27 protein-coding genes and 1 pseudogene are annotated in these 25,461 nt (G+C 30.0%); 14 read left to right on the plus strand and 14 right to left on the minus strand.

What is annotated here, in order from left to right; all coding sequences use genetic code 11:
* The first annotated feature begins 6 nt into the window (after nucleotides 1-6).
* Genes SR63_RS02855 through SR63_RS02865 form a run of 3 tightly spaced genes read left to right on the plus strand, consistent with a single transcriptional unit; the run spans nucleotide 7 to nucleotide 3,030 of the window.
* Complete coding sequence (locus SR63_RS02855) at nucleotides 7-483, plus strand: hypothetical protein (protein ID WP_002854442.1); 477 nt, start codon at nucleotides 7-9, stop codon at nucleotides 481-483.
* Between the two features lie 10 nt (nucleotides 484-493).
* Complete coding sequence (locus SR63_RS02860; protein WP_002877506.1) at nucleotides 494-1,318, plus strand: hypothetical protein; 825 nt, start codon at nucleotides 494-496, stop codon at nucleotides 1,316-1,318.
* Nucleotides 1,318-3,030: an AAA family ATPase gene (locus tag SR63_RS02865; RefSeq protein ID WP_002861139.1), complete on the plus strand. Its 1,713-nt coding sequence runs from the start codon at nucleotides 1,318-1,320 to the stop codon at nucleotides 3,028-3,030. Before SR63_RS02860 ends, SR63_RS02865 begins: the two co-directional genes overlap by 1 nt.
* On the opposite strand, the gene SR63_RS02870 is transcribed toward SR63_RS02865, so the two are convergent.
* The 7 genes and pseudogenes from SR63_RS02870 to SR63_RS02900 all read right to left on the minus strand — a co-directional run bounded on the left by SR63_RS02870 (nucleotide 2,995) and on the right by SR63_RS02900 (nucleotide 7,795).
* Complete coding sequence (locus tag SR63_RS02870; RefSeq protein WP_063674914.1) at nucleotides 2,995-3,567, minus strand: sulfite oxidase heme-binding subunit YedZ; 573 nt, start codon at nucleotides 3,565-3,567, stop codon at nucleotides 2,995-2,997. The two genes, SR63_RS02865 and SR63_RS02870, sit on opposite strands and share 36 nt — an antisense overlap.
* The gene (msrP, locus tag SR63_RS02875; protein WP_002877511.1) at nucleotides 3,567-4,460 is read right to left on the minus strand and encodes a protein-methionine-sulfoxide reductase catalytic subunit MsrP; all 894 of its coding nucleotides are present in this window, start codon (nucleotides 4,458-4,460) and stop codon (nucleotides 3,567-3,569) included. Before msrP ends, SR63_RS02870 begins: the two co-directional genes overlap by 1 nt.
* Nucleotides 4,461-4,517: 57 nt before the next feature.
* Nucleotides 4,518-5,195: pseudogene (gene pyrF / locus SR63_RS02880) on the minus strand (orotidine-5'-phosphate decarboxylase); the annotation flags it as partial.
* Nucleotides 5,192-5,590, minus strand: coding sequence for a transcription antitermination factor NusB (nusB, locus tag SR63_RS02885; RefSeq protein WP_002854405.1), 399 nt, complete (start codon nucleotides 5,588-5,590; stop codon nucleotides 5,192-5,194). The pseudogene pyrF and the gene nusB, both read right to left, overlap by 4 nt.
* On the minus strand, nucleotides 5,590-6,054 hold the full coding sequence (ribE, locus tag SR63_RS02890; RefSeq protein ID WP_002854278.1) for a 6,7-dimethyl-8-ribityllumazine synthase: 465 nt from the start codon (nucleotides 6,052-6,054) through the stop codon (nucleotides 5,590-5,592). Before ribE ends, nusB begins: the two co-directional genes overlap by 1 nt.
* Nucleotides 6,051-6,866: a 3-deoxy-8-phosphooctulonate synthase gene (gene kdsA / locus SR63_RS02895; protein ID WP_002877513.1), complete on the minus strand. Its 816-nt coding sequence runs from the start codon at nucleotides 6,864-6,866 to the stop codon at nucleotides 6,051-6,053. Before kdsA ends, ribE begins: the two co-directional genes overlap by 4 nt.
* A complete protein-coding gene (locus tag SR63_RS02900; protein WP_002877515.1) occupies nucleotides 6,863-7,795 on the minus strand; it encodes a DMT family transporter in 933 nt (310 codons plus the stop codon). The genes kdsA and SR63_RS02900 overlap by 4 nt, the downstream gene beginning before the upstream one ends.
* A gap of 101 nt (nucleotides 7,796-7,896) precedes the next feature.
* Between SR63_RS02900 and der the strand changes: the two genes are divergently transcribed.
* Genes der through pflB form a run of 5 tightly spaced genes read left to right on the plus strand, consistent with a single transcriptional unit; the run spans nucleotide 7,897 to nucleotide 14,437 of the window.
* On the plus strand, nucleotides 7,897-9,279 hold the full coding sequence (der, locus tag SR63_RS02905) for a ribosome biogenesis GTPase Der (protein WP_002865894.1): 1,383 nt from the start codon (nucleotides 7,897-7,899) through the stop codon (nucleotides 9,277-9,279).
* Nucleotides 9,266-9,763 carry a shikimate kinase gene (locus SR63_RS02910; protein ID WP_002865893.1) on the plus strand — a complete coding sequence of 166 codons (498 nt, stop codon included), beginning with the start codon at nucleotides 9,266-9,268 and terminating at the stop codon, nucleotides 9,761-9,763. The genes der and SR63_RS02910 overlap by 14 nt, the downstream gene beginning before the upstream one ends.
* The gene (gene trpS, locus SR63_RS02915; RefSeq protein WP_002877518.1) at nucleotides 9,760-10,719 is read left to right on the plus strand and encodes a tryptophan--tRNA ligase; all 960 of its coding nucleotides are present in this window, start codon (nucleotides 9,760-9,762) and stop codon (nucleotides 10,717-10,719) included. Before SR63_RS02910 ends, trpS begins: the two co-directional genes overlap by 4 nt.
* 10 nt (nucleotides 10,720-10,729) lie before the next feature.
* On the plus strand, nucleotides 10,730-11,965 hold the full coding sequence (gene serS / locus SR63_RS02920; protein ID WP_002865890.1) for a serine--tRNA ligase: 1,236 nt from the start codon (nucleotides 10,730-10,732) through the stop codon (nucleotides 11,963-11,965).
* 9 nt (nucleotides 11,966-11,974) lie between these two features.
* Nucleotides 11,975-14,437 (plus strand): motility protein PflB, encoded by a 2,463-nt coding sequence (gene pflB / locus SR63_RS02925; protein WP_002877519.1) that lies wholly within the window; start codon nucleotides 11,975-11,977, stop codon nucleotides 14,435-14,437.
* Between the two features lie 30 nt (nucleotides 14,438-14,467).
* On the opposite strand, the gene SR63_RS02930 is transcribed toward pflB, so the two are convergent.
* From SR63_RS02930 to SR63_RS02960, 7 genes are all read right to left on the minus strand, one after another.
* Nucleotides 14,468-15,103, minus strand: a complete 636-nt coding sequence (locus SR63_RS02930) for a hypothetical protein (protein WP_002860276.1) — start codon at nucleotides 15,101-15,103, stop codon at nucleotides 14,468-14,470.
* A 97-nt stretch (nucleotides 15,104-15,200) separates the two neighbouring features.
* The gene (gene pyk, locus SR63_RS02935; RefSeq protein WP_002865887.1) at nucleotides 15,201-16,643 is read right to left on the minus strand and encodes a pyruvate kinase; all 1,443 of its coding nucleotides are present in this window, start codon (nucleotides 16,641-16,643) and stop codon (nucleotides 15,201-15,203) included.
* 48 nt (nucleotides 16,644-16,691) lie between these two features.
* Nucleotides 16,692-18,038 carry an FAD-dependent oxidoreductase gene (locus SR63_RS02940; protein WP_002865886.1) on the minus strand — a complete coding sequence of 449 codons (1,347 nt, stop codon included), beginning with the start codon at nucleotides 18,036-18,038 and terminating at the stop codon, nucleotides 16,692-16,694.
* Between the two features lie 118 nt (nucleotides 18,039-18,156).
* Nucleotides 18,157-18,786 (minus strand): type III pantothenate kinase, encoded by a 630-nt coding sequence (locus tag SR63_RS02945; RefSeq protein WP_002854234.1) that lies wholly within the window; start codon nucleotides 18,784-18,786, stop codon nucleotides 18,157-18,159.
* Nucleotides 18,773-19,063: a hypothetical protein gene (locus tag SR63_RS02950; protein WP_063674915.1), complete on the minus strand. Its 291-nt coding sequence runs from the start codon at nucleotides 19,061-19,063 to the stop codon at nucleotides 18,773-18,775. Before SR63_RS02950 ends, SR63_RS02945 begins: the two co-directional genes overlap by 14 nt.
* The gene (locus SR63_RS02955) at nucleotides 19,060-20,058 is read right to left on the minus strand and encodes a hypothetical protein (protein WP_002865885.1); all 999 of its coding nucleotides are present in this window, start codon (nucleotides 20,056-20,058) and stop codon (nucleotides 19,060-19,062) included. Before SR63_RS02955 ends, SR63_RS02950 begins: the two co-directional genes overlap by 4 nt.
* Nucleotides 20,055-20,633: a hypothetical protein gene (locus tag SR63_RS02960; RefSeq protein WP_002865884.1), complete on the minus strand. Its 579-nt coding sequence runs from the start codon at nucleotides 20,631-20,633 to the stop codon at nucleotides 20,055-20,057. The genes SR63_RS02955 and SR63_RS02960 overlap by 4 nt, the downstream gene beginning before the upstream one ends.
* A gap of 143 nt (nucleotides 20,634-20,776) precedes the next feature.
* Here SR63_RS02960 and gatC point away from each other — a divergent pair, with 143 nt between their 5' ends.
* From gatC to SR63_RS02990, 6 genes are all read left to right on the plus strand, one after another.
* On the plus strand, nucleotides 20,777-21,061 hold the full coding sequence (gene gatC / locus SR63_RS02965; RefSeq protein ID WP_002854550.1) for an Asp-tRNA(Asn)/Glu-tRNA(Gln) amidotransferase subunit GatC: 285 nt from the start codon (nucleotides 20,777-20,779) through the stop codon (nucleotides 21,059-21,061).
* 67 nt (nucleotides 21,062-21,128) lie between these two features.
* On the plus strand, nucleotides 21,129-21,692 hold the full coding sequence (locus SR63_RS02970) for a CvpA family protein (RefSeq protein WP_002865883.1): 564 nt from the start codon (nucleotides 21,129-21,131) through the stop codon (nucleotides 21,690-21,692).
* 1 nt (nucleotide 21,693) lies between these two features.
* Entirely contained in the window at nucleotides 21,694-22,167 is a 474-nt protein-coding gene (locus SR63_RS02975) for a Fur family transcriptional regulator (protein WP_002854230.1), read from the plus strand.
* Entirely contained in the window at nucleotides 22,168-23,673 is a 1,506-nt protein-coding gene (lysS, locus tag SR63_RS02980; protein WP_002854385.1) for a lysine--tRNA ligase, read from the plus strand.
* Nucleotides 23,670-24,914, plus strand: a complete 1,245-nt coding sequence (locus SR63_RS02985) for a serine hydroxymethyltransferase (RefSeq protein WP_002865882.1) — start codon at nucleotides 23,670-23,672, stop codon at nucleotides 24,912-24,914. Before lysS ends, SR63_RS02985 begins: the two co-directional genes overlap by 4 nt.
* Nucleotides 24,911-25,456: a DUF1882 domain-containing protein gene (locus SR63_RS02990; protein ID WP_002859481.1), complete on the plus strand. Its 546-nt coding sequence runs from the start codon at nucleotides 24,911-24,913 to the stop codon at nucleotides 25,454-25,456. Before SR63_RS02985 ends, SR63_RS02990 begins: the two co-directional genes overlap by 4 nt.
* Nucleotides 25,457-25,461 lie beyond the last annotated feature (5 nt).

Below are 25,461 nucleotides of genomic sequence, written 5' to 3' on the forward strand. Positions count from 1 at the left end.
TCAAATTTGAAGCATTGTTTAGCTCTGTGTTTTATTTTTTTTCTTTGTGCTTGTAGTGTGAAAAATCAAAATTTTTCAAGTCAAAGCTTGATGGTTTTGATTGCTTCTCCTATGATAAAAATCAATGACGCAGCTTTTTTAAAAAAAGAAAATAATGCTTTAAATTTGGAAGTTTATAAACTAGGGCAAGCTTTTTTTGAACTCAAAATCAAAGATAAAATTTGTATCAATGCAGTGTGTTATGATAAAAAAGTGTTTAATCAAAAATTTTTTAAAAATGTATATTATGATGATATTTTAAGTGATATTTTAAAGGCAAATGCTTTATGGCAGGGTAAAAATTTAGAAAAAACTGATTGTGGTTTTGAGCAAAATTTAAAAGCAAAAAATTATGAAATTTTTTATCAAGTTTGTGATAATAAAGTAAGTTTTTTTGATAAAATTTCACATACTAAAATTATCTTAACGCATATTCAAAATTGAAGGATAGAGTTTGAAATTTTTTTTACTGGTATTTTGCTTTGTAAATCTAGCTTTAGCGCAAGTTTATAAAGGTGAATTGTATTTTTATCATTTGCAGGATAAAGAAATTTTTGCCATAGTTTATGATAATGCACCTATGACCCCACTTTTTGACAGGGATAAAAATCAAACAAGTTCTAGTTTTTTAATTGTTGATGATATAAATGGAAATTTAGAGATTCCGCTCGTTAAGACAAATGATTTTTGGCAGGATGAGCGTAAAAAATATAAAATCAATTCTTCTAAAATGCTTACGTATGATAATAAAAATTTTCAAGGAGAAAATTTAGGAACAACTACTTTAGAACTTGTCGAAACGCAAGATGGCATTCGTATAAAGCGTAGTCTTGATTTTATAGGTTTTAATGATGATTTTAAAGAATTTCATCCTGTTCATAAGGGTGTATTTAGCTTTGAGCAAATTCGCCAAAAACCTATTTTTTTACAAGATGGAAAAATTAGTTTTGAAGAATGGTATTATTTTTATGAAGATGGTATGAGTCGTGCTATTTTAGAGTTAAATAATTTTGTTTATGATATTAATGCTCACGCATTTGTAAAACTAAATGATTTGTATAATACTGAAAATCAAAAATTTCAAAATCTTTTACATGAGAAGCTTAAAAATACATGTGATGAGTGTTTTGAAGATCTGCAAAATTTACAATTTAATAATAATTTTTTGCTTAATAATGGAAAACTAAAAATTTGTTATCTACCTTTTGAAGGTCATTTTTTAGATGAAAATATTTGCGTAGAATTTAATGAAGATGAGCTTAAGGAATTTAAAAAATAATGGAAAAATTAAAAAATTTTTTAAGTTTGAAAAATATAGAAGATACTCAAATTTATAAAGAGCTTAAGTGTGCTAAAAATGAAGCTTTGATTCTTAGAGAGCTTTGTAGAAATTATGTCGTTTCTATTTCTTCTATCAATGCCTTTACTTTATTATCGACAATTTTTGGAAATGATAAGTATCTTTATCTTGATGCTTTGGAGGATTTAAAAAAACTTATCGAAAGAGGTTTTGTAAATCAAAATTCGAGTTTTTTTAAAAGTTTAGAAAATAATAAAACTCAAACATTAACTCTTGCCTTATTGCAAAGTGAGCTTAGTCTAAGTGAATATTTTTTAGAATTTTTAGAAGCAAAACCTCGTTTAAACTTTGAGAAACAAGAGGCTTATGCAGATTATTTAGAATATTTAAAAGATGAATTTGTGCGTATTCAATTATACGAAAGATTAAGTTTTATACAAAAAAGTGCTTATAATAGTGAAATAAAAAATCAAATTAAACTTTATGAAAAACATATCAAAGAAAGACTAAAAAAAAGTAAATTTTATAATGTATTGGCTGATATTTTTAAAGAATACAATCTTGAACATAAAGAACAAATTATTTTTCTAGCACTTTTAAAAGAAGAATACGCCTTAAGTAATGAAAGTTCGATTTCTAGAGAAATGAATTCTTTACTTTCTTTAATCAGTGAAAATGATTTAGAAAGGCATAAAAATAAAAAACTATTACAAGAAAATGCTCCTCTTTTAAACTTAATCGAGTATGATGAATATTTAAATGCTTTTGGAGATATTTCTAAAAGTTTTTTTATTATCGATGAAATTTTACAAAGAATTATAAATTTTGAACCAAAACAAAGTAAAAAAATCAAAATTGAAAGTGTTTTAAAAGATCAAGATATTTTCGAGCTTATAGAACCAAGCACTGACATCAATGATATTATTATGCCTGAAAATACAAAAGAGCTTTTAGAAAATATTTTAAAACAACAAGATAAAAAAGTCCTAGAAAGACTTCATTCTTGGGGTATAAAGAGTAATAAAAATATAGAAGCTAAAATTATTTTTTATGGTCCTGCTGGTACTGGAAAAACTATGTCAGCTTTAGCTATGGCTAAATCAATGAAAAAATCTGTTCTTAGTTTTGACTGTTCTAAAATTTTGAGCAAATGGGTTGGAGAGAGTGAGCAAAATGTAAGAAAAATTTTTGATACTTATAAAAATATCGTGCAAACTTGTAAACAAAGTCCTATTTTACTTCTCAATGAAGCTGATCAGTTTTTAAGTACGCGTGTAGATGGAAGTAGTGGTAGTGATAAAATGCATAATCAAATGCAAAATATATTCTTAGAGCAAATTGAGCGTTTTAGTGGTGTGATTATCGCTACGACAAATTTTTTAGAAAGCTTAGATAGTGCATTTTCAAGAAGATTTGATTATAAGATAGAATTTAAAAAACCTGATTTTAAAGATAGGCTTAAAATTTGGGAAAAATTTCTACCTAAAAAAGCATTATTTGAAAAAGATTTTGATATAAATATTTTATCAAATTATGAATTAAGTGGAGCACAAATTTTAATGGTAGTAAAGAATACAGCTTTGAAAGTAGCTGTATCACAAGATGGGGTTTTTAAAATGCAAGATTTTATAGAAAGCATACAAAAAGAATTAAATTCAAGTTTTGATAAAAGTAAGATTGTTGGATTTTAACTTTTTTAATGTTTTTGTATAGCGAACTATAAAATAAAACAAAGCTACAATTAAAGCACTCCATTCCCAAAACATAGGAACTTTTGGGGTTAAAAAATAATGATAACTTGCCAAAACTAAGCATAAATATCCTAGTTTTCTGATTTTACTAAGTTTTTTAAAGATTTCAAAAGAACTTAAAAGCATTAAAAATATGATTAAAAATGCGATAAATCCACTTACTTCTAATAAACGATGTGAAATATCATCGAAAAGCCTTGAAATTTGAGCATTTCTATCAAAAATAAAATAATTTAAAAAGTGTAAAATCGCCCAAAAAGCTGCAAAAATACCTAAAATTTTAGGATAATTTTTTGTTTTTTTAAATTTAAGTAAAGAAAATAAAAGACTTAAATTTAAAAAGATTAAAGCAAATATTCCGGTGTAAATATAGGCTTCTTTTACAAAATCAAAGGCTTTTATGATATGATAAAAGCCATATATTAAACTTATGATAAAGCTAAAATAAGCAAGAAATTTAAAGTATTTTGTCCGCATTAAAAATTCACTTTCAAGTCCATGTTTTTATATAAACTTGCCACTTCTTTTTCATAGCCATTAAACATTAAAGTAGGTTTGGTAAAGAAGTCTCCTAAAGCCCTCTCGTTAGCTTGAGACCATCTAGGATGAGAAACATTAGGATTGACATTAGCATAAAAACCATATTCACTTGGAGCGTAACTTTCCCAAGTGGATTTAGGCTGTTCTTTGGTAAATTCTATTTTAACTATGGATTTAATACTTTTAAAGCCATATTTCCAAGGAACAACAAGGCGTATTGGAGCACCATTTTGAGGCTTTAAGGCTTTTTTATACATTCCTACTGCAAGCAAGGTAAGAGGATGCATAGCTTCATCCATGCGAAGTCCTTCTACATAAGGATAGTCTATAGTTGGAAATAAAGCGTCTTGATCGGGAAATTGGCTCTTATCTAAAAGAGTGGTGAATTTAACAAATTTTGCCTCGCTTGTAGGTTTTGCCATTTCAATCAAACGACGCAATTCAAAGCCTACCCAAGGTACCACCATAGACCAAGTTTCAACACAGCGAAAACGATAAATTCTTTCTTCTAGTGAGAATTTTAAAATATCTTCCATGCTTAAAGTTAAAGGTTTTTCTATTTCTCCACTGATATCGATTTTCCAATTTTGAGTATTGAAATTTTGTGCCAATGATACAGCCTTTTTTTTATCTGTTGAAAATTCATAAAAATTGACATAATTTGTAGCAAGTTCTTCATCGCTGATTTCAAGTTTGTTTGGATTAGTATCGCTTGTGAAATTTAAAGCAGATAATTTAGAAGCAAGCACGCTTGAACTTATTAAAGCACCTGCTCCAAGTTTTAAAAAATCTCTTCTTTTTTTATATAAATTCTCAGGGGTTATAATCATAATTTTTCCTTGTTAAAAATTTTTATTATTAAAACATAACAAGGATAATGATTATTAAATTTCTTGTAGAATTTTTTCGCAAATTTTTCTAGGGTTATTATCTTTATAAATAGGGCGTCCAACTACTATAAAATCGCTTAAATTTTCTCTAGCCATTGTTAAATTAGCGACGCGTTTTTGATCATCATTTTTCTCTCCAAATGGACGAATTCCTGGAGTGAGAGTTAGGAAATTTCTTTGAGTGTGTTCTTTGATGATTTTACTTTCAAAAACAGAGCATACCATACCATCAAGTCCATTTTCATAGGATATTTTTGAAAAATTAATTACAGCTTCTTCGATTTTTTGTCTATAAATACTAAAGAAATTTTCTTCATCAAAACTCGTAAGAGCAGAAACTGCTAAAACTAAAGGTCTTTTTGAAAATTTGCTAAGCCGTGTCATAACTTCTTGCATAGCTATTTTTCCAGCACTTGCGTGGATATTGATCATATCAACACCAAGTTTTGATATTTCTTCGCAAGCATCTGCCATAGTGTTGGGAATATCATGAATTTTAAGATCAAGAAATATTTTAAAATCATCAACTTTTTTAAGTTCTTCTATGAATTTAAAACCATCTCTTAAATATGCTCTTAAACCTACTTTTAACCATATGTCTAAATTTTTTAATTCTTTAGCAAGTTGCAAGCATTCTTCTTTTGTAGAAAGATCAAGTGCGACACAAAGCTTCATTTTTTAGCCTTTATCAAGGCATCTAAAACTCCATTTATAAATTTTGGAGAATTGTCATTAGCAAGTTCTTTGGCAAGTTCTATAGCCTCATTGATAACAATGGCGCTAGGAGTATCGGTAAAAAGTAACTCATAAGCCCCAAGTCTTAGTATAGCTCTTTCTACATGTCCTAAAGCTGTAATTTGATTATCATTTAGAAATGAATTTAAGGTTTCATCAATATTGTTTAAATTGTCTAAAATTCCATGATATAAATTTAAGGTAAAATTTTTTTGTTCATTGCGTATTTTTTTTTCATCTAAAATTTCATCTACAAAAACGTTGTTTTGAGAATTTAATTCAAAAGCATAAAGCAAGGAGATGACGCTTTGGCGAACTTGATGACGCGTTGCCATTAAAGCTCCTTGCTTAAATTTAACATCTCGATTACAGTTGTCATAGCTTCAAAGCCTTTATTACCTGCCTTGCTTCCAGCTCTTTCTATGGCTTGTTCTATTGTATCTGTAGTTAAAACACCAAAGCTTACAGGGATATTATGATTTAAACTCACATTGGCTATGCCTTTGGTGGTTTCTGCTGAAACATAGTCAAAATGCGGAGTTGAGCCACGAATTACTGCACCTACGCAACAAATTGCATCAAATTTTTTGCTTTCTATAGCTTTTTTTAATGCATACGGAAGCTCAAAAGCACCAGGAACAAGTATAAGGCTTAGATTTTCCTCTTTGCCTCCGTGTCTTAAAAAAGCATCTTTTGCTCCTTCTACAAGGCGATCTGTGATGATATGATTAAATCTTGCATTAATGATAGCAATTTTTGTATTTGAGTCTAAATTTAATTTTCCTTCAATAATATTCATTTGTTTTCCTTTATGATATTTTGTATTTCTAGTAATGTATTAACGCAATTTTTAAGGCGTGTAAGATTAAGCATATTAGGTCCATCGCATAAAGCCTCGCAAGGATTAATATGTGTTTCAAAGAAAAAGCCATCTATGCCTACGGCTGCTGCCGCTCTTGCTAAAGGTTCTACAAATTCGCTTTTCCCCCCGCTACTTCCACCTGCAGCCCCTGGCATTTGTACACTATGGGTAGCATCAAAAATAACTGGAGCAAATTCACGCATGATAACTAAAGAACGCATATCTACTACTAGATTTCCATAGCCAAAGCTAGCTCCTCTTTCAGCTACAAAAACACCATTTTTTTGAGCAGCTTCATAGCCTTCATCTTCTATGCCACGGGTTTGTAGAACTTTTTTAACACTGTATTTGATATCGCTTGGGTTTAAAAATTGCCCTTTTTTGATATTAACTTTTGCCTTAGTTTTTGCTGCGGCTACAAGTAAATCGGTTTGACGACATAAAAAAGCAGGAATTTGCAAGACATCAGCTACTTCACTTACGGCTGCTGCTTGATTGCTTTCGTGTATATCGGTTAAGATTTTCATACCAAATTCATCTTTTACGCTTTGTAAAATTTTTAATCCTTCTTCAAGACCAGGACCTCGAAAAGAATTAATACTTGTGCGATTGGCCTTATCAAAACTTGATTTGAAATAAAATTCTATATTTGGATTTTCATTAAAATTTTTTAACTGTTCAGCAACTTTAAAAATCAAATCTTTGCTTTCTATCACGCAAGGACCAGCAATGAGTATCATTTTTTTCATTTTTTTCCTTTGTTCTTAACTAAAATTAATCCACCAAAAATAATGCCTATTATACCTAAAAAAACCATAGTACTTGGTAAATTATCTCCTAAAATTATCCCAACTATCATACTAAATACCACATCAAGATAACTAACTCCAGCAACTACTCCTGCTTGTTTAGCGATACCATAAGCTTTAGTGACGTGAATTTGATAAATGGTGCCTAAAGTTCCCATAATGGCAATGATAAGCCAAGCTGTAAGACTTGGCATCACAAAAGGTGCTAGAATGAAATCTAAATGTAAAGAATCAAGATGCTGTGGTTCAAAAAATTCAGCACTGATCATAGAAATTAAAGGCATTAAGGTTCCTAAAAGGATAAAAGAAAAGGCAATTTGTTCTGTAGTGTAAGATTTTCTAAGTTCTCTTACACTTGTAAGAGCTAAAGCGGCTAAAAATCCACTCGTGATACCTATAACTGAATTTTTTAAATCAAAGCCTGAATGATTTAAATTATGAGCCCAAGGTTGAGCGATTAAAAGCACTCCACCAAATGCTATTAAAATTCCTATCCAGCCTTTGATGCCAATATTTTCTTTAAAAACAACAAAAGCTATTAAAGTAATAAAAATAGGAGCAGTTTTTTGAAAAGCAAAAGCTCCACCTAGTGTAATATTTGAAACATTATAGAAAAACATATATAGTGAAAGCGTGCCTACTACTCCACGAAATACCAAGAGCCAAAAATGTCCCCCTTCTTTATGTGCCTTAGATCGTTTTAAAAGATAGACTATGAAAAAAATTCCTATGATATTTCTAAAAAACATAATTTCTATAGAACTCATTTCCTTGCTAAGAATTTTTGCACAAGCTCCCATAAGTGCAAAATCCAAACATGCTAAAATCATGAAATAAATTCCTAAATTATGCTTGATTACTTTTAGCATTTTTTTTCCTTGACTAAAATCTGGGCTAATTCTAGTCTTTTTTTGCTTAATATTAAGCCAAATTTTATATAATTTTAAAAATATAATTTTCTAGGAAAAAAATGCAAAGCATCATACTTATAGGCAAGCCAAATGTTGGAAAATCAAGTCTTTTTAATAGAATGGCAAGACAAAGAATAGCTATTACAAGTGATATTTCAGGTACAACTAGAGATACAAATAAAACGCAAATTCATATTCATTCAAAAAAAGCCATGCTTATTGATAGTGGAGGGCTTGATGAAAGTGATGAACTTTTTAAAAATGTGAAAAAAAACACTTTAAAAGTAGCTAAAGAAAGCGATATCATACTTTATCTAGTTGATGGGAAATTAGCGCCTGATGATGAGGATAGACAGTTTTTTTATTCTTTAAAAAAACTTGGAAAACCTATAGCCTTAGTGGTTAATAAAGTAGATAATAAAAAAGATGAAGAAAGGGCTTGGGAGTTTGCAAATTTTGGAGTAAAGGAAATCTTCAATCTTTCAGTAACCCATAATGTAGGCTTAGATGAACTTTATGAATGGCTTGAAAAATTTTTACATGAAGAGTTTTTAATCCCTGATGAAGAAGAAAATTTAGAAGATTTTTTAGAGCATTATGAAGAAGGAAAAGAATTTCAATTTAAAGAAGTCGATCAAAATCATATCAGAGTGGGTATTGTAGGGCGTGTAAATGTTGGAAAATCAAGTCTTTTAAATGCTTTGGTTAAACAAGAACGCAGTGTTGTAAGTTCTATCGCAGGAACTACTATAGATCCTGTTAATGAAAGTGTAGTTCATAAAGATAAAGTGATAGAATTTGTTGATACTGCAGGTATTAGAAAAAGGGGTAAAATTCAAGGACTCGAACGCTTTGCCCTAAATCGCACGGAAAAAATTTTATCTCATTCTCAAATAGCACTTTTGGTTTTAGATGCGCATGAGGGCTTTAACGAACTTGATGAACGCATTGCTGGGCTTGTGGCTAAGCATTATTTGGGTGTGATTATTGTTTTAAATAAATGGGATAAAAGTGAGATGGATTTTGATAAAACTGTAAAAGAATTGCATCTTGATCGTTTTAAATTTCTAGCTTACGCACCTGTGATTAGCGTATCGGCTTTAAGTGGAAAAAGGGTGCATGTTTTACTCGATAAAATTTTGCAAATTTTTGAGAATTTCACTCAAAAAATCCAAACTTCTAAGCTTAATACTCTGATAGAAAATGCCACAAGATCACATCCTTTGCCGCATGATTATGGGAAATTGGTTAAAATTTATTATGCAGTACAATACGACTTAGCACCGCCAAAAATTGCGCTTATTATGAATCGTCCTAAGGCCTTGCATTTTAGCTATAAGCGTTATTTACAAAATCAAATCAGAAAAGAATTTAATTTCGAAGGTGTGCCTTTAGTGATTGCTTCGCGTAAAAAGGGCAGTAAAGAAAATGATGAAAGCTAAAAATATCGTTTTTATAGGATTTATGGGTTCTGGAAAAAGCACTTTAGCAAGAGCTTTGGCTAAGGATTTAGATCTTGTTTTTTTAGATAGTGATTTTTTAATAGAACAAAAATTTAATCAAAAAATCAGTGAAATTTTCGCACAAAAAGGCGAGATTTTTTTTAGAGAACAAGAGCAAAAAATGGCTGATTTTTTTAGTTCTTGTGAGAAAACTTGTATTGCTACAGGCGGGGGTTTTGTTAATGTTTCAAATTTAGAAAAAGTAGGTTTTTGTATTTATTTAAAAGCAAGTTTTGAATATTTAAAAAAGCGTTTAGACAAAGATGAAATTTCTAAAAGACCTTTATTTTATGATGAAATTAAAGCAAAAAAATTATATAATGAGCGTTTAAGCAAGTATGAACTAAAGGCAAATTTTATTTTAAATATAGAAAATAAAAATATAGATGAGCTTTTAAGCGAGATTAAAAAGGTGATAAAATGAGAGTATTAACAGGCCTTCAGCCAAGTGGCGATTTGCATATAGGTAATTATTTTGGTGCGATTAAGCAAATGGTAGATGCACAAGAAAAAAGCCAAATGTTTATGTTTATTGCTAATTATCATGCCATGACTTCTTCTCAAGATGGAGAAAAACTTAAACAAAATTCCTTAAAAGCTGCTGCGGCTTTTTTAAGCCTTGGTATAGATCCTCAAAAAAGCGTTTTTTGGTTGCAAAGTGACGTTAAGGAAGTTATGGAGCTTTATTGGATTTTATCGCAATTTACTCCTATGGGTTTATTAGAGCGTGCGCATAGTTACAAGGATAAAGTTGCTAAGGGGCTTAGTGCTTCACATGGGCTTTTTTCTTATCCTGTTTTAATGGCAGCTGATATTTTGCTTTTTGATACACAAATTGTCCCTGTAGGAAAAGATCAAATCCAGCATGTTGAAATCGCACGCGATATTGCTTTAAAAGTTAATAATGAATGGGGTGAAATTTTTACCCTTCCAGAGGCTAAAGTTAATGAAGAAGTAGCTGTAGTTGTAGGCACCGATGGGGCAAAAATGAGTAAATCTTATCAAAATACTATAGATATTTTTAGCAGTGAAAAAACCTTAAAAAAACAAATTTCTTCCATAGTTACAGATAGCACCGCTTTAGAAGATCCAAAAGATCATGAAAACTGCAATATTTTTAAAATCGCAAAGCTTTTTTTAGATGAATCAGGGCAAAAAGAATTACAAATACGCTATGAAAAAGGTGGTGAGGGTTATGGACATTTTAAAATGTATTTAAACGAGCTTGTAAATGCTTATTTTAAAGAAGCGAGAGAAAAATACAATGAGCTTTTAGAAAAGCCTTCACATTTGAAAGAAATTTTGGATTTTGGTGCGACAAAAGCAAGAAAAATCGCCCAAGAAAAAATGCAAAAAATTTATGAAAAAATCGGACTTTAAGGAGTAGAAAATGCTAGATTTAAAAAATTTGCAAAATAATTTTGATGAAGTGGCTAAAAAGTTAAAAAATAAAAAAGTTGATGAAAATATTTTAAAAAAACTTGCTGAACTTTTTGCAAGTTTAAAAAAAGAAAAAACAGCTTTAGAAGAATTTCAAGCTTTTCAAAATAAATTCAGTAAAGAGCTTGCTACAGCCGAAGATAAAGAAAGTTTAAAAGCAAAATTAAGCGAAAATAAAAGCAAAATTAATGAGCAAAGCGTTAAAGTAAATGCTTTAGAAAATGAGCTTGAAGAAATCGCTCATGCCATCCCAAATATTCCTGATGAATGTGTGCCTGTGGGTGAAGATGAAGATGAAAATGTGGAGCTTAAAAAAGTATTAAATCCGCCTAGCTTTGATTTTACTCCAAAAGAACATTTTGAATTAGGCGAGAGTTTAAATTGGCTTGATTTTGTGCGTGGGGTAAAAATTTCACAAAGCCGTTTTTGTGTGCTTAAGAACGAAGGAGCTTTATTAAGCCGTGCTTTGGTAAATTATATGATAGATTTTAATAGAAGTCATGGATTTGAGTTTGTTAATGTACCTTTTTTGGTAAATGGTGCTACTATGTTTGGGACGGGTCAGTTGCCAAAATTTAAAGAAGATATGTATAAGGTAGATGATGAGGATTTGTATTTAATCTCAACTTCTGAAATTCCAGTAACCAATCTTTATAGTGGAGAAATTTTAGCGAGTGAAACTTTACCTATAAAAATGACTTGTTATAGCGCTTGTTTTAGAAAAGAAGCAGGTAGTGCAGGGCGTGATACAAGAGGTATTATCAGACAACACCAGTTTGAAAAAGTAGAGCTTGTAAGTATCACTAAACCTGAGCAAAGTGATAGTGTGTTTAATGAAATGCTTGAGTGTGCAAGTGATTTGCTGAGTTCTTTAGGTTTAGCACATAGACATTTGATGCTTTGCACTGGAGATTTGGGTTTTAGTGCAGCAAAAACTGTGGATCTTGAAGTGTGGCTTCCAGGACAAAATAAATATCGTGAGATTAGCTCGGTTTCAAATTGTCGTGATTTTCAAGCAAGACGTGCTAAAATTCGCTATAAAAATGAACAAGGAAAAAATGAACTCGTTCACACTCTTAATGGCTCATCTTTGGCAGTAGGAAGAACCTTGGTAGCGATTATGGAAAATTATCAAGATAAAGAAGGAAAAATTCATATTCCTGATGCTTTGAAAAAATATTTTTAAAGAGTATAGATGGCTGAACAAGAAGATATAATACTAGAAAAACCCGAAGATGGCTTAAATCAACCAAGACTTGATGAGAGTTTAGAGGGATTTAAAGGGCAAGAGGGGCAAGCTCCAGAAGATGAAGAATTTGCATCATTGCCAGAAGAATTACCTCAAGAAAATAGTGATAGTGGTTTTAAATTTACAAGAGAAAGTGCGCCTGAAGATGTATCAACTTTTGAAGAAGTTGAAAGTCAAGAGCCTACGCCTTGGTATAAAGATCGTAAGTTTATGTCTCTTGTGGGTTTATCTTTGGGGATTATTTGTATTTTAGTTTTTACACTTTTTTATTTAACTTTTAGTGAAGGAAAAATTAAACCAGATATTATAGCTTCTAAGCCTTTAGAACAACCTGTTGTTATGCCTGATGAATCATATAAATACAATGATATGCAAAGAATTGATGGTATGATCCAAAAAGCAAATGCTTTATATTTAAAGGGTGAGGTTGAACAGGCTTTAAAAGTTTATGAGCAAGTTGCCGTATATAACGAATCTTTATCTAATTATAATTTAGGCGTTTCTCAAATGAATGAGAATAAATTCCAAGAAGCTTTTGAAAGCTTCAAGAAAGCTATAGCCAATGGAGAAAATCAAAGTGTAGCTGCTATCAATGCTGCTGTTTGTGCTTTAAAGCTTAATGATAAGGAAAAATTTAGATATTATATTGATTTAGCTCAAGTGTATCTTCCAAAAGAAGGAAAATCAAAATTATATGATTATTATTTAAGCTTGATTAATTATTACAAAGGATATTACCCTGAGGCTTTACAAATGTTACAAAGAACAGATGTGGAGCCGTATTCTGATGTTGCAAAGTATTTGTCTGCTAAAATTTATGCAAAAATGGACTTTGATTCCAAGGCTATACAGCAATTAAATTCTCAAGGCAATTTTGAATCTAGTTTATCTTTAGGTCTTTTATACGCTAGAATAGGAGAATATGCTAAAGCTAAAGTCGCTTTAAGTACAGCGATGAAAATTGAAAGAGATTTTAATCAAAGTTTGGCGGCTTTAACATTGGTTGATATTAAAACAGGAAATTATCAAGATATGTTAGCGCGCTTGCAAAATTCTTATGATAATGATAAAGATAGATATAAGATTTTAGATGCTTATAAAATTCAAGTTCGTTTAAATAAGGATCTTTTTAATATAGCAGTTGCTCAAAATTCTTTTTCAAAAGATTTGTTAAAAAAACAAAAAGATCAATTCGATTTGCTTTTTTATTTTGCGCCTTATCAAGTTTTTGATAGTAAGCAGGCTGCTTTATATATTAAAAAAGCTAATGTTACAGATTTCGTTGATGATAGTGCTGATGCGGGAGTTTATCTTAATACAAGCAAGGCTCTTTCATCTACCAATGTAAAAATTGCCAATATTATTAACTATGCATTAAATCAGAAGTTACGCCTTGCTAACCAAGAATTTCAAAAACTTATCAAGGATTATCCAGAACATAGTATTTTACATTATAATTTGGCTTTAACTTATGCCCAAATGCAAAATTATGAACTTGCTTATAAGCATTTTTCAAGTTCATATCATCTTAATCCTAAAAATTACTTAGCAGGTGCTTTTGCTATGTTTTGTGCAAAATTAATTGATATTGATACAACTAAACTTTACAATGAAATTCTTGATAATATAGCTGCTGATTCTAATTTTAAAGCTAATATGCAAAAAAGTATGTTATTTTTAGTTAATAATAATTATATTTCTATGCTTCCTTATTTAGATGAAACAAAAAAAGACACGCCTTTGAGTTTGATTTTTGAAGCTATTGTTGCTAAAAATAATAACCTTAATAATCAAGTAGATGTGAAAATTGCTAAATTGCGTTCAGAGTTGCCTGAAGATATTTTGGCAAATATTTTGTATTTTAATTCTTTAAATTCAAATTTAAATATTAAAGAATATGCTCAAAATGCTCAAATTCATTTTAAAAATTTAAAACTTGATTATCGTAGTGTTTTTGGTGGGCCAAGTATCGCTAGGGAATTTTATGTTAATTTAATGCATATTGCAGGGCTTTTAAATTTAGAAAGACAGAAATTTAAAGAGTTGATTAATGTTTCAGGAGCAAAAGATGAGGGTATTTTGCAAACTTTAGCTTATTTGGATATTTTTGCACAGCAATACGAGGAGGCTTATGCGCTTTACAATTCTTTGATTGATGATTATGGAGCTAAAGATACTAAAACTTTATTTTTAGCAGCCGTAGCAGCCGTAGGTGCAAATAATCCAAATTCAGCTATAGCGCTTTTGCAGCTTTCTAAACTTACAGATAAAAATAACAAAGAAAGTAAAGCAGCTCTTGGTATGTTGTATCAAGAAGTAAAGAACTATGAAGCTGCGATATCTCAGTATAAAACTTTACCTAATAATTTTAAGAGTGAATTTTTTACTTTTGATATTAATAACAACTAAAAATGCTTAGAAATTTCTAAGCATTTTTAGTTAAGCTTGAAGATCTAGAGTTTTTCCGCCTAGTTCATCAATGCGATCGCTAACTTTTTTAAGTGCCGCATCTATTGTATCTTGACTGATTTGAGGAAGTTCTCCACCCCACATTTTTTCTGCTTGCTCAAATCCTTTTTTCATACCTTCAAGACCTTTTTTCAATTTTTCAACATCGTCGCCACCGCCTTTAATAACAAAATCCGCGATGCGATTGGCTGTATTTTCCACTCCAAAAAAACCATCTTCACTTACAAGTTGTTGAAGTTCATCTGTATTCATATCAAGTGGATTTTTGCCACTGTAGCCTAAGGATGCAAAATCAATATTTGTAAGTATAGATTTCGCAGTATCTAAATTGGCACCATTTAAAAGACTATCTAGTCCAGTTTGGGCATTGCTCGAACCTATTACAGCATTCATTGTTTGCTGTTGAAACTGAACTAGGTAAATTTGTGTAATGCCCTTTCCACCAAGTGCATTTAATTTTTCAAGGGTATTTTTATCTACATCCTTGCTAGAATTAGCACTTTGAACATTTTTGTCTTTTGTGTTTTCCTTAGCATCATCTGCCTTCTTATTGCTAACTTGTGTTTGTGCCATGCTAGCGATATTTGAAAAAGTATTCACTTGCATATTTGCTCCTTTGTGTGAGGCTTTAATTTATATCGACTTTTGACTTAAAAAATTTATAAGGACATTAAATTCCTTATTTTCAAAGGAATTTAATGTTTTATTGTAGATAATAAGCAATTTGCTCTTTATTGAGAATGCGGATAAGATTGCTAGTACCTTCTACTCCTGTTGGAAAGCCTGCAGTTAGAAGATAGCATTTGTCTTCATCCATAAAACCTTTTTCAACACTTGATCTTACAGAGTCTTTTAATAATTCTGTAAGTTCATTACTTTTGTTAACCAAGATCGCAGGATTAACTCCCCAAACTATACTTAAAGAGTTTAAGGTTTTTTCAGAATGCCCTACTGCTATGATTTCTATATTTGGACGATATCTCGCAATCTTAATAGCAGATTTTCCACTACTTGTTAAAGAAAAAATAGCATCAGCGTTAAGATCTGTTGCAAGATGAGCTGAAGAACGCATGATTTTATCTGTATTGTCTAAATCATTAAAATCATTAAATTTGTTATATGGATAGCGTTTTTCTGTTTCTATTATAGTTTGGCACATTATATCAACAGCGTTTGCAGGATCTATACCAACGGCGCTTTCTTCACTTAGCATTACTGCATCTGTTCCATCTAAAACAGCATTTGCAACATCTGAAATTTCAGCTCTTGTGGCGGTTTTGCTTTTGGCTAATGAAAAAAGCATCTGAGTCGCAGTAATAACAGGCTTAGAGGCATTGTTTGCTTTTTGTATAATTTCTTTTTGGATATTAGGAACTTTATAATAAGGTACCTCAATACCTAAGTCTCCTCTTGCAACCATTATGCCATCGCTAGATTTAATAATCTCATCAATATTTTCTACTGCATCAAATTTTTCAATTTTTGCAAAAATAGATATTTTTGCGTTATTTTGTGCTAAAATTTCACGAACTTCATCAATATCGTGTGCATTTTGTACGAAAGATATTGCTAAAAAATCTACTTCATTTTTTATACCCCAAAGTAAATCATTTTTATCTTTTTGTGTAATAACATCAATATTGATTTTAGTATTCGGAAAATTAATACCTTTATTTGAGTTTAAAAAACCATCATTTTCTATAATGGTTTCAATTTTTTGATTATCTATGCTTACTACTTTAGCACGAATTGATCCATCATATAGATAAATATATTCATCAATTTTTAACATATCTAAAATGGATTTTTGATTGATGCTGATTTTATAATGATTTTGAGCAATCTTCTCCCCTAAAATTGTTTCACGATAAAAATCAAGTCTATCACCCTTTTTTAATTCAAATGGTTCTTTAAGTTCACCTGTACGAATTTTAGGACCACTAATGTCTTGTAAAATTCCAATACGAGTATGCAATTCTTTAGCTACTCTTCTTATGGTATCTAAGTTTTTTTTATGATACTCATGTGTTCCATGAGAAAAGTTTAAACGGAAAACATTTACACCATTGATAATCATTTGGCGTAGAATTTCTTCCTTTTCACTTGCTGGACCTACTGTGGCTACAATTTTTGTTTTTTTAAGCATGGTAAACTCCTTTTGAAATTATTGTAGCTAAAAATAGAAACAAAATGATTACAATAATTCTGAAGAAAATTTATCTTCGTTAAATTCCATTCCTAGGTAATTACATATAAGCTTTGCATCTCTTTCAGCATTTCCTAGACAACTTGTTGCCCCAGGACTTGGAGTCATATTGAAAATAATGCCAGGGGTCTCTGTGATGCTTGCTTCACCTAGCATTAATTCCCCTTTAGTCTTATCAATAACTTGTGGTCTTACGCCTCCAAAACCCTTTGCATAATAAATATCACTTGTTTTAAGACTTGGAACTATTTTTTTAGCATCTTTAACAAATAAGCTTTTATCAATAAAAGGTAGTTCAAAAAGATAATTATAAAAGATGTAATTTCTAATTGTTGCATCTTTAAACATATTAAAAGTTACTTTTAAAACAGTTTTATCAAGTTTTAGTGCTTCGAAAAATTCTGGAACTGATTTTAGTCCATGATAACGTTCTAGTTTTGGAATAACAAGTGCAGTAGGTCCAAAGCGAGTGTTCATATCAGCAAGCAAATCAGGATCTCCATGAAGAGCTGCAAATGGAAGTTTAGGATTTTGCACCATATAAACTTTGCCATTTAAAAGTTTTTGTTTGGTTAAATAAAAACTTCCTGCAACAGGCCAACAAGACTTATCCATACCTAAATTCATTTTATGCGCCAAATATAAAGAGTGCGCCCCAGCATTAACAACTACACTTTTGGCATGGTATTCTTGATGATTTGAGGTTTTTAATATAAAAATATCATCCTTTTTTTCTATGTGAACAATTTCTTGATTAAAGGCAACAAAAGTATTTTTATTTTGTTTTTGGGCTTGTTCTATTAGATTTATACTCATTTTCCCAAAATCTACAGTTGTAAAAACCTCGCCGCTTTCAACACCCATGGCGCAGATATTTTCAGGTCTATCTTGATTGCAATCTTCTCCTAAAACAACCTTGGGTTCAATTTGTTTGATTTTTGCTTTATCGAAAAATTTTATATAAGGATAAAGTTCTTTAAATTCTTCATAGCGTTTTTTCATATAATCACATTCTATATCTCCAACAGCTAGAGCTATTTTTTGATGAGAAAACATGAAATTATTTTGCGCATTTTGCATGAGTCCATATTTAACTATCATATCAGCTGTTCTTTTTACTTTTCGCGCTTTTTCTAAAGTATAATTGGTTTCAATATCTCCACAATGAATGGTTTGAGAATTACTCGTTCCCTTAGAATTTAATGTTGCAGCTGTATTATATTTTTCTATCAAAGCAATATTTTTAATATTTGTATATCTTGCAAGCTCGTAAAATAATGCTGCTCCTGAAATTCCAGCTCCGATGACAAGCACATCAAATTCTTGTTGGCTCATTGTTTTTCCTTTTTTTATTTTAATAAACTTTTTTCTAAATAGAAGTTTAATTGAATTTGTTTTATAAAAAGTTAAATTTCATTAAGGTTTGATATCAATGAGAATTTTTGTAACATTTTTAATAAAGTAAATTAGGATTTTCTTTTATAATCTTTTTCATTCCTCGAAAGATTAAAAGTTTATCATAAATTGCGTGATCGAAATAATTTGCTAAAAATTGCCCATCTCCACCAGTGAAATAAAGCTTTTTATTTTGAGCGGCATCTTTTATCAGTAGGTAAATTCCTTTAAAAACACCATAACTTAAAGCATCCATGGTTTTTTGTGGGAATGCATCAAGACTAACTTGAGTGTTAAATTCACTTTTTAATCGTGGTGAAATATGGCTATAAATTTTTTTATAATTTGCAATACCTGGCAAGATAAAACCACCAAGATGTATAGAATTAGAAATAATATCAATTGTAATAGCACTACCTGCATCTACAACAACTCCATCTTCAATAGTATAACAAGCTGCTATGCGATCGATTCCTAATCCTTGATAAATTGTATCAAATAAAAAATAAGGTTCAAGATTGATAAAATTTTTTTGATTTTTTAAATGTTCTTTGAGATGTTCATTGACATTGATATAAAAAATTTTTTGTTCATTTTTAAATTCTAAAAACTGATCTATACTAAGAGTAAAATATTTGTTATCATCTAGGAAATTAGCATTTGAATTCCCAATATCACAGAGCAACATAGATATTAAATCCTTTCATTTCTAGATGATTTTTTGCTTTAGAGCAAAGAGAAGCCATGCTAAAAAAATATTTGTTATTTATGTTAATTTGCTGTGCTAGATTTTCTAAAAATAAGGCATCTTTCATTAAAAATTTTGTTTTTCCTGTATACATAAAAAGAATGTTATTTTGATCTTTAGCGCAAATATAACTTTTTTTTCTAGTCAACATACTTAAGTCATAGGACTTTAAATTTAATTTTAAAGCCTTTATTGTTTGTTCTAAAATTTTTATCATAGCAAATCTAAAATTTTATCTCCGTAGTAAAATTTACCATTCCCCATGAAAGAAATTTTATCAACAGCTTCTGAAAGTTTAAATACTTGTGTATTATCTAAATTTAGATTCATTTTGATAAGATAGCCTGTTTTTTCAAAAATATATAAATAATTATTGTATATATTGCTTTTTACAAAAATAGCAAATTCAAATTTTTTTTCTGCAATTTTTCTTAAGTTATAATCAGTTTTAATAATAGTGCCATCTTTTTCTAGTATAAAAATACCATCATCACTAAGTGCAACATCTTTTATGTCAGCGTCAAGATAAAGAGTTCTAGCAGGGCTTACAACAATGATTTTTTTAGCTGTTGCTGCTATAAGTTTATCTCCAATTACACTTAGATGGATTACATTGTTGAAAAAATTTTCTGCTGAAATAACCACATCTTTAATGACTTGAAGATTGTTTCTTGAAAGAATTAAAATTTTGCCATCTAGCGTTGGATATACGATGATATTGTCTAAAAATATAGGATTAGCGGTACGACTGTCTTGAGCTGGAGCTGAGGTTAGGGTTTGACTGAATTTAATACCCAAAGAACGATTTGCAAGAACTATAGTATTATTTGCAAGTACAAGGGCTAAATCATCTCCATTAGAAGCTACTCCTACAACACTAGCGTCAAATTGAAAATTATAAATTTCATTATAAGAATTGTCAAAAATTTTTAAATTCCCATTGTCATCTGCGGTAAAATATTCTCCATCTTGATAAGCTATAAGTATATAATTTTTAGGAAGTTTAAACTTATCTATAGAAATATTATTTTTTAATATAGCAGTATTATTGCTAAGTTTTGCAGAAACTAGATTCCAGTCAACGATTTTGCTTTTTAAATTACCATTGTGGCTTAAATCTCCATTGGTTTGTTCTGGTTCAAAATATTGTCTTTTAGTGCCACAAGCACATAGAAATATTAAACAAAATAGTGTTAAAAATATTTTTTTCATTGTGTAATGCCTTGATAATGTTTGAGGTTTTTAGCTATTTGATTTAAACTTGAATTTTCTTTTATCTGAGAAAGTAAAACATTAGCTTCTTCGATTTTATTTTGCTCTAAAAGTTTGTAAGCTTCTAATAATTTATCATAATTTTTTAAAAATATCGATTTATCCCCTAAAGATAATGCAATAATATTTTTAAGTAAAGTGTTTGTTTGAGCATTATTATAAATTTGTTTTAGTTCATTTTGGAGAGCTGTATTATTAAAATCATTAATATTTTCTTTTAGTAAAAAGATAGCGTAAAGATTGGTATTTTTATTTTTAAGTTGTTCTAAAAGATTTTTATTGCTAGGATCTTGTATTAGATTGGCATAAATTTCATTTGCTTCTTTTGTTTTATAATCGTTTATTTTTGAGATTATAAAATTTCCAGCAAACCAAGCAACTAAAATTATCACGACAGCAGATATATAAAATTTATACTTGCGTATAAATCTCTCTCCTTTGATAAAATTTTCTATAAATTGTTCTTCTGTGTTAAGTTCATTTTTAACAGCTTTTAAATTATCTTTTAGTCCCAAAATTTATCCTTGAAAAAATATTTTTATTTTTGTATAGAAAAATTATGGTATTGTATCATATAAATTGCAAAATATCCTAAACAATTTAAAGCTTTTTATGATATAATTTTCAAAATTTTAACTTTTTTATTAAGGTTTAAGAAATGCAAATAGATGAGAAATTATTAAGCAAGCTTGAAAAATTAAGTGCTTTACAAATAACAAAAAACAGAAATGAAACCATTGTACAGTTAAGTGAAATTGTGAATTTTGTTGAAAAATTAAACGAACTTGATCTAGATTCCCAAGAGATTACTGTAAGCACTATAAAAGGTGGAGCTCCTTTGAGGATTGATGAGATAAGAAATAGCAATGTTATTGATGAGGTTTTAGATTGTGCTCCAAAAAAACAAGAACATTTTTTTGTTGTTCCTAAAATCATAGAATGATTAACTTAGCATTTAGTGCTTATTTGTAGAATAAATTTAAAACAAAAAAAATCAGAGAGTGATTGAAATGAATTTTTATTGGTTTGATGCTTTTATTTTAGGATTTACCTTGCTTTTAGGGCTTAAGGGTATTATCAATGGTTTGATAAAAGAAATTTTTGGACTTTTGGGTATTATTGGTGGTGTTTTTATTGCTTCAAAATACGCAACTCAAGCGGCTGAATTTATACAAAGTACTTTTTATAAGATAGAAAATCAAAGCTTAGCTGGATTTGCTGGATTTTTGGCCATATTAATTATTTTTTGGATAGTTTGTTTGTTGGCAGGTAATTTTCTTTCTAAGTTGATCAAATTAAGTGGCCTAGGTTTTTTAGATCGTATTGGTGGCTTTATATTTGGTGGGGCAAAAATCTTTTTAATTTTTGCAATTTTAGTTTTTTGTGTAGCAAGAATCGATTTTTTAAATGATAAATTAGATAATTTTGCTAAAAATAGCTATACTTTGAATTTGCTTAAAGAAACTGGATCTTTTATTATGAATCAACCTTTAACAGAAAATAGTCTAGATCATGCTAGTGAAAAGTTGCAAGATATTGTAAGTGATTTAAACAATACTCAAAAAGGGGAGTGATATGCTGATAGAAAATGTGGAATATGATGTTTTACTTGAGAGATTTAAAAAAATATTAAGACAAGGCGGACTTAAATATACCAAGCAAAGAGAAGTACTTTTAAAAACTCTTTATCACAGTGATACTCATTACACACCCGAAAGTTTATATATGGAAATCAAACAAGCTGAACCCGATTTAAATGTAGGAATTGCAACTGTTTATCGTACTTTAAATTTGCTTGAAGAAGCAGAAATGGTAACTTCCATTTCTTTTGGTTCAGCAGGTAAAAAATACGAGCTTGCCAATAAACCTCACCATGATCATATGATATGTAAAAATTGCGGAAAAATTATAGAGTTTGAAAATCCTATTATAGAAAGACAGCAAGCCTTGATTGCAAAAGAACATGGTTTTAAACTTACAGGGCATTTGATGCAGCTTTATGGTGTTTGTGGTGATTGTAACAATCAAAAAGCAAAGGTAAAAATATAAATGTTTGATAATATTTTAGAGCAGCAAAGAATAGAAAAAGCCAAGGAATTAAAAAATTTAGGGATCAATCCTTATCCTCATTTTTTAGAAAAAGAAATGTCTTTAAAGACTTTTAAGGATAAATTTTCTTATATTTTAGAGCAAGTTGAAAAAAGAGATGAAAGTGTCAATGCTGTTGTTGCAGGACGTTTGAAACTTTTGCGTATAGCTGGGAAATCGATTTTTGCAAACATTGAAGATGAAGATACAAATTTGCAAATTTATTTTAATAAAGATAGTGTAGGTGAAGAACTTTATGCGATTTTGAAAAAGAATTTAGAAGTAGGTGATATTGTTTTGGTTAAAGGTTTTCCTTTTGTAACTAAAACAGGTGAGTTTAGTTTGCATGCAAGTGAAGTAAAACTCGCTACAAAAGCTATTGTTCCTTTACCTGAAAAATATCATGGATTAACAGATATTGAGCAAAGATATCGTAAACGTTATGTTGATATGATAATGAATGCAGAAGTTAGAAAAGATTTTTTAGTGCGTTCTAAAGTGGTGAGTTTGATTCGTCATTTTTTTGAAAATAAAGGCTTTTTAGAAGTAGAAACTCCTATGATGCATCCGATTGCAGGTGGAGCAAACGCTAAGCCTTTTGTAACTTTTCACAATTCTTTAGGCGTAGAAAGATTTTTAAGAATTGCTCCAGAACTTTATCTTAAAAGACTTGTAGTGGGTGGTTTTGAGGCAGTTTTTGAAATCAATCGTTGTTTTAGAAACGAAGGTATGGATTTAACCCATAATCCTGAATTTACAACTATAGAATTTTATTGGGCTTATCATAATTATAAAGATTTAATGGATTTAACTGAAGAACTTTTTGCTTTACTTTTAGATAAACTTAATTTGGGAAAAACAATAGAATTTGATGGAAAAATGATAGATTTTTCTAAACCTTTTGAAAGAATTACTTACAAAGATGCACTTTGTAAATATGGTGGTTTGGATAGGGATTTAATTGAAGATAAGGAAAAAATTCTTACTAAATTAAAAGTAGATGGTTTTGAAGCGAATGAAAAGCTTGAACTTGGACATTTACAAGCTGAACTTTTTGATAATTATGTGGAAGAAAAATTGATCAATCCTACTTTTGTGATTGATTTTCCTATTTCCATAAGTCCTTTATCAAGACGTAGCGATGAGGATTCTCAGATTGCTGAGAGATTTGAGTTGTTTATTTGTGGAAGAGAATTGGCAAATGGTTTTAATGAGCTTAATGATCCTCTTGATCAATATGAGAGATTTTTAAAACAAATTGAAGCTAAAAATGCAGGCGATGAAGAGGCTTGCGAAATGGATGAAGATTTTGTAAATGCTTTGGGTTATGGAATGCCTCCAACGGCAGGGCAGGGTATAGGTATAGATAGACTTGTTATGCTTTTGACAAATAAAAAATCTATTCGAGATGTGATATTGTTTCCTGCAATGCGTCCATTAAAATCAGAACTAAAGGAGAAAGAATGAGTTTAGAAATGTTTGATAAAGAAATTTTTGATTTAACAAACAAAGAGTTAGAGCGTCAATGCGAAGGTCTTGAAATGATAGCGAGTGAAAATTTCACTTTACCTGAAGTAATGGAAGTTATAGGAAGTATCTTGACGAACAAATACGCAGAAGGTTATCCAGGTAAAAGATATTATGGTGGTTGTGAATTTGTTGATGAGATTGAAACTCTAGCTATTGAAAGATGTAAAAAACTTTTTAATTGTAAATTTGCTAATGTTCAGCCTAATTCAGGTTCTCAAGCTAATCAAGGTGTTTATGCGGCTTTGATTAATCCAGGTGATAAAATTTTAGGAATGGATTTAAGTCATGGTGGACATTTAACTCATGGTGCAAAAGTAAGTTCTTCGGGTAAAATGTACGAAAGTTGTTTTTACGGCGTAGAACTTGATGGAAGAATTGATTATGAAAAAGTAAGAGAAATCGCTAAGAAAGAAAAGCCAAAATTAATAGTTTGTGGAGCTAGTGCTTATGCAAGAGTGATTGATTTTGCTAAATTTAGAGAAATTGCTGATGAAATAGGTGCCTATCTTTTTGCTGATATAGCACATATTGCAGGTCTTGTTGTGGCAGGCGAGCATCCAAGTCCTTTTCCGCACGCTCATGTAGTAAGCTCAACCACACATAAAACTTTGCGTGGTCCAAGAGGTGGTATTATTATGACAAATGATGAAGAGCTTGCTAAAAAAATTAATTCTGCCATTTTTCCAGGTATTCAAGGTGGTCCTTTGATGCATGTAATTGCTGCAAAAGCAGTAGGATTTAAATTTAATCTTAGCGATGAGTGGAAAGTTTATGCAAAACAAGTAAGAACCAATGCTCAAGTTTTAGCTAATGTTTTAATGGATAGAAAATTTAAACTTGTTAGCGATGGAACGGATAATCACCTTGTTTTAATGAGTTTTTTAGATCGTGAATTTAGTGGAAAAGATGCAGATTTAGCTCTTGGAAATGCAGGTATTACTGCAAATAAAAATACCGTTCCAGGAGAGATTAGAAGTCCTTTTATCACAAGTGGATTAAGACTTGGAACTCCAGCGCTTACTGCCAGAGGTTTTAAAGAAAAAGAAATGGAAATTGTGTCAAATTATATTGCAGATATTTTAGATGATATTAATAATGAAAAATTACAAGAGAATATTAAACAAGAATTAAAAAAACTTGCAAGTAATTTTATTATTTATGAAAGGGCTATGTTTTGATTTCACCAATGGATATGTCGCTAATTAAAATAATTGGCGATCATTATTATATAAGACGCGATAAAATTGTAAATAAAATTACACATAGAGGTCGCTTATTTTTTGATAAATTTGAAAGAGTTGATGCTCCTTTAAATTTAAATGTCATGAGAGAACACGCTGCTAAAAAAATTGTTGTCGCTCATGATTTAATAACAAAAGATAATAAAGTAGAAAATATTGTCTTTGATTATAATGGTTTTAATGCTGAAAGATTTTATCACCGTGCACAACTTATTTTAAGAGAAGAAGGTTTTATAAATTTCACAGCCTATAAGACTAAAACTCCAGGACATTTACATCTTTATATTCACAAAGGACACACGGCGTTAAACGAAGGTTATTCTTTAGCGTCTAAACTTTCAATGATGTTTGCAAGTAAAATGCCAGTAGAATGGAAGGTGTTTCCTAGTATGGATGTACCTAGGGAATTTAATATTTTAATATTGCCTTATGAGGTTTATCAAAAAGAACGAGGAAGTTCTTGGTCTAAGCATATGTAAGAAAG

Origin of the sequence: Campylobacter sp. 2014D-0259, from assembly GCF_008000505.1 — a bacterium.
In the GTDB taxonomy this organism is placed as follows: domain Bacteria; phylum Campylobacterota; class Campylobacteria; order Campylobacterales; family Campylobacteraceae; genus Campylobacter_D; species Campylobacter_D jejuni.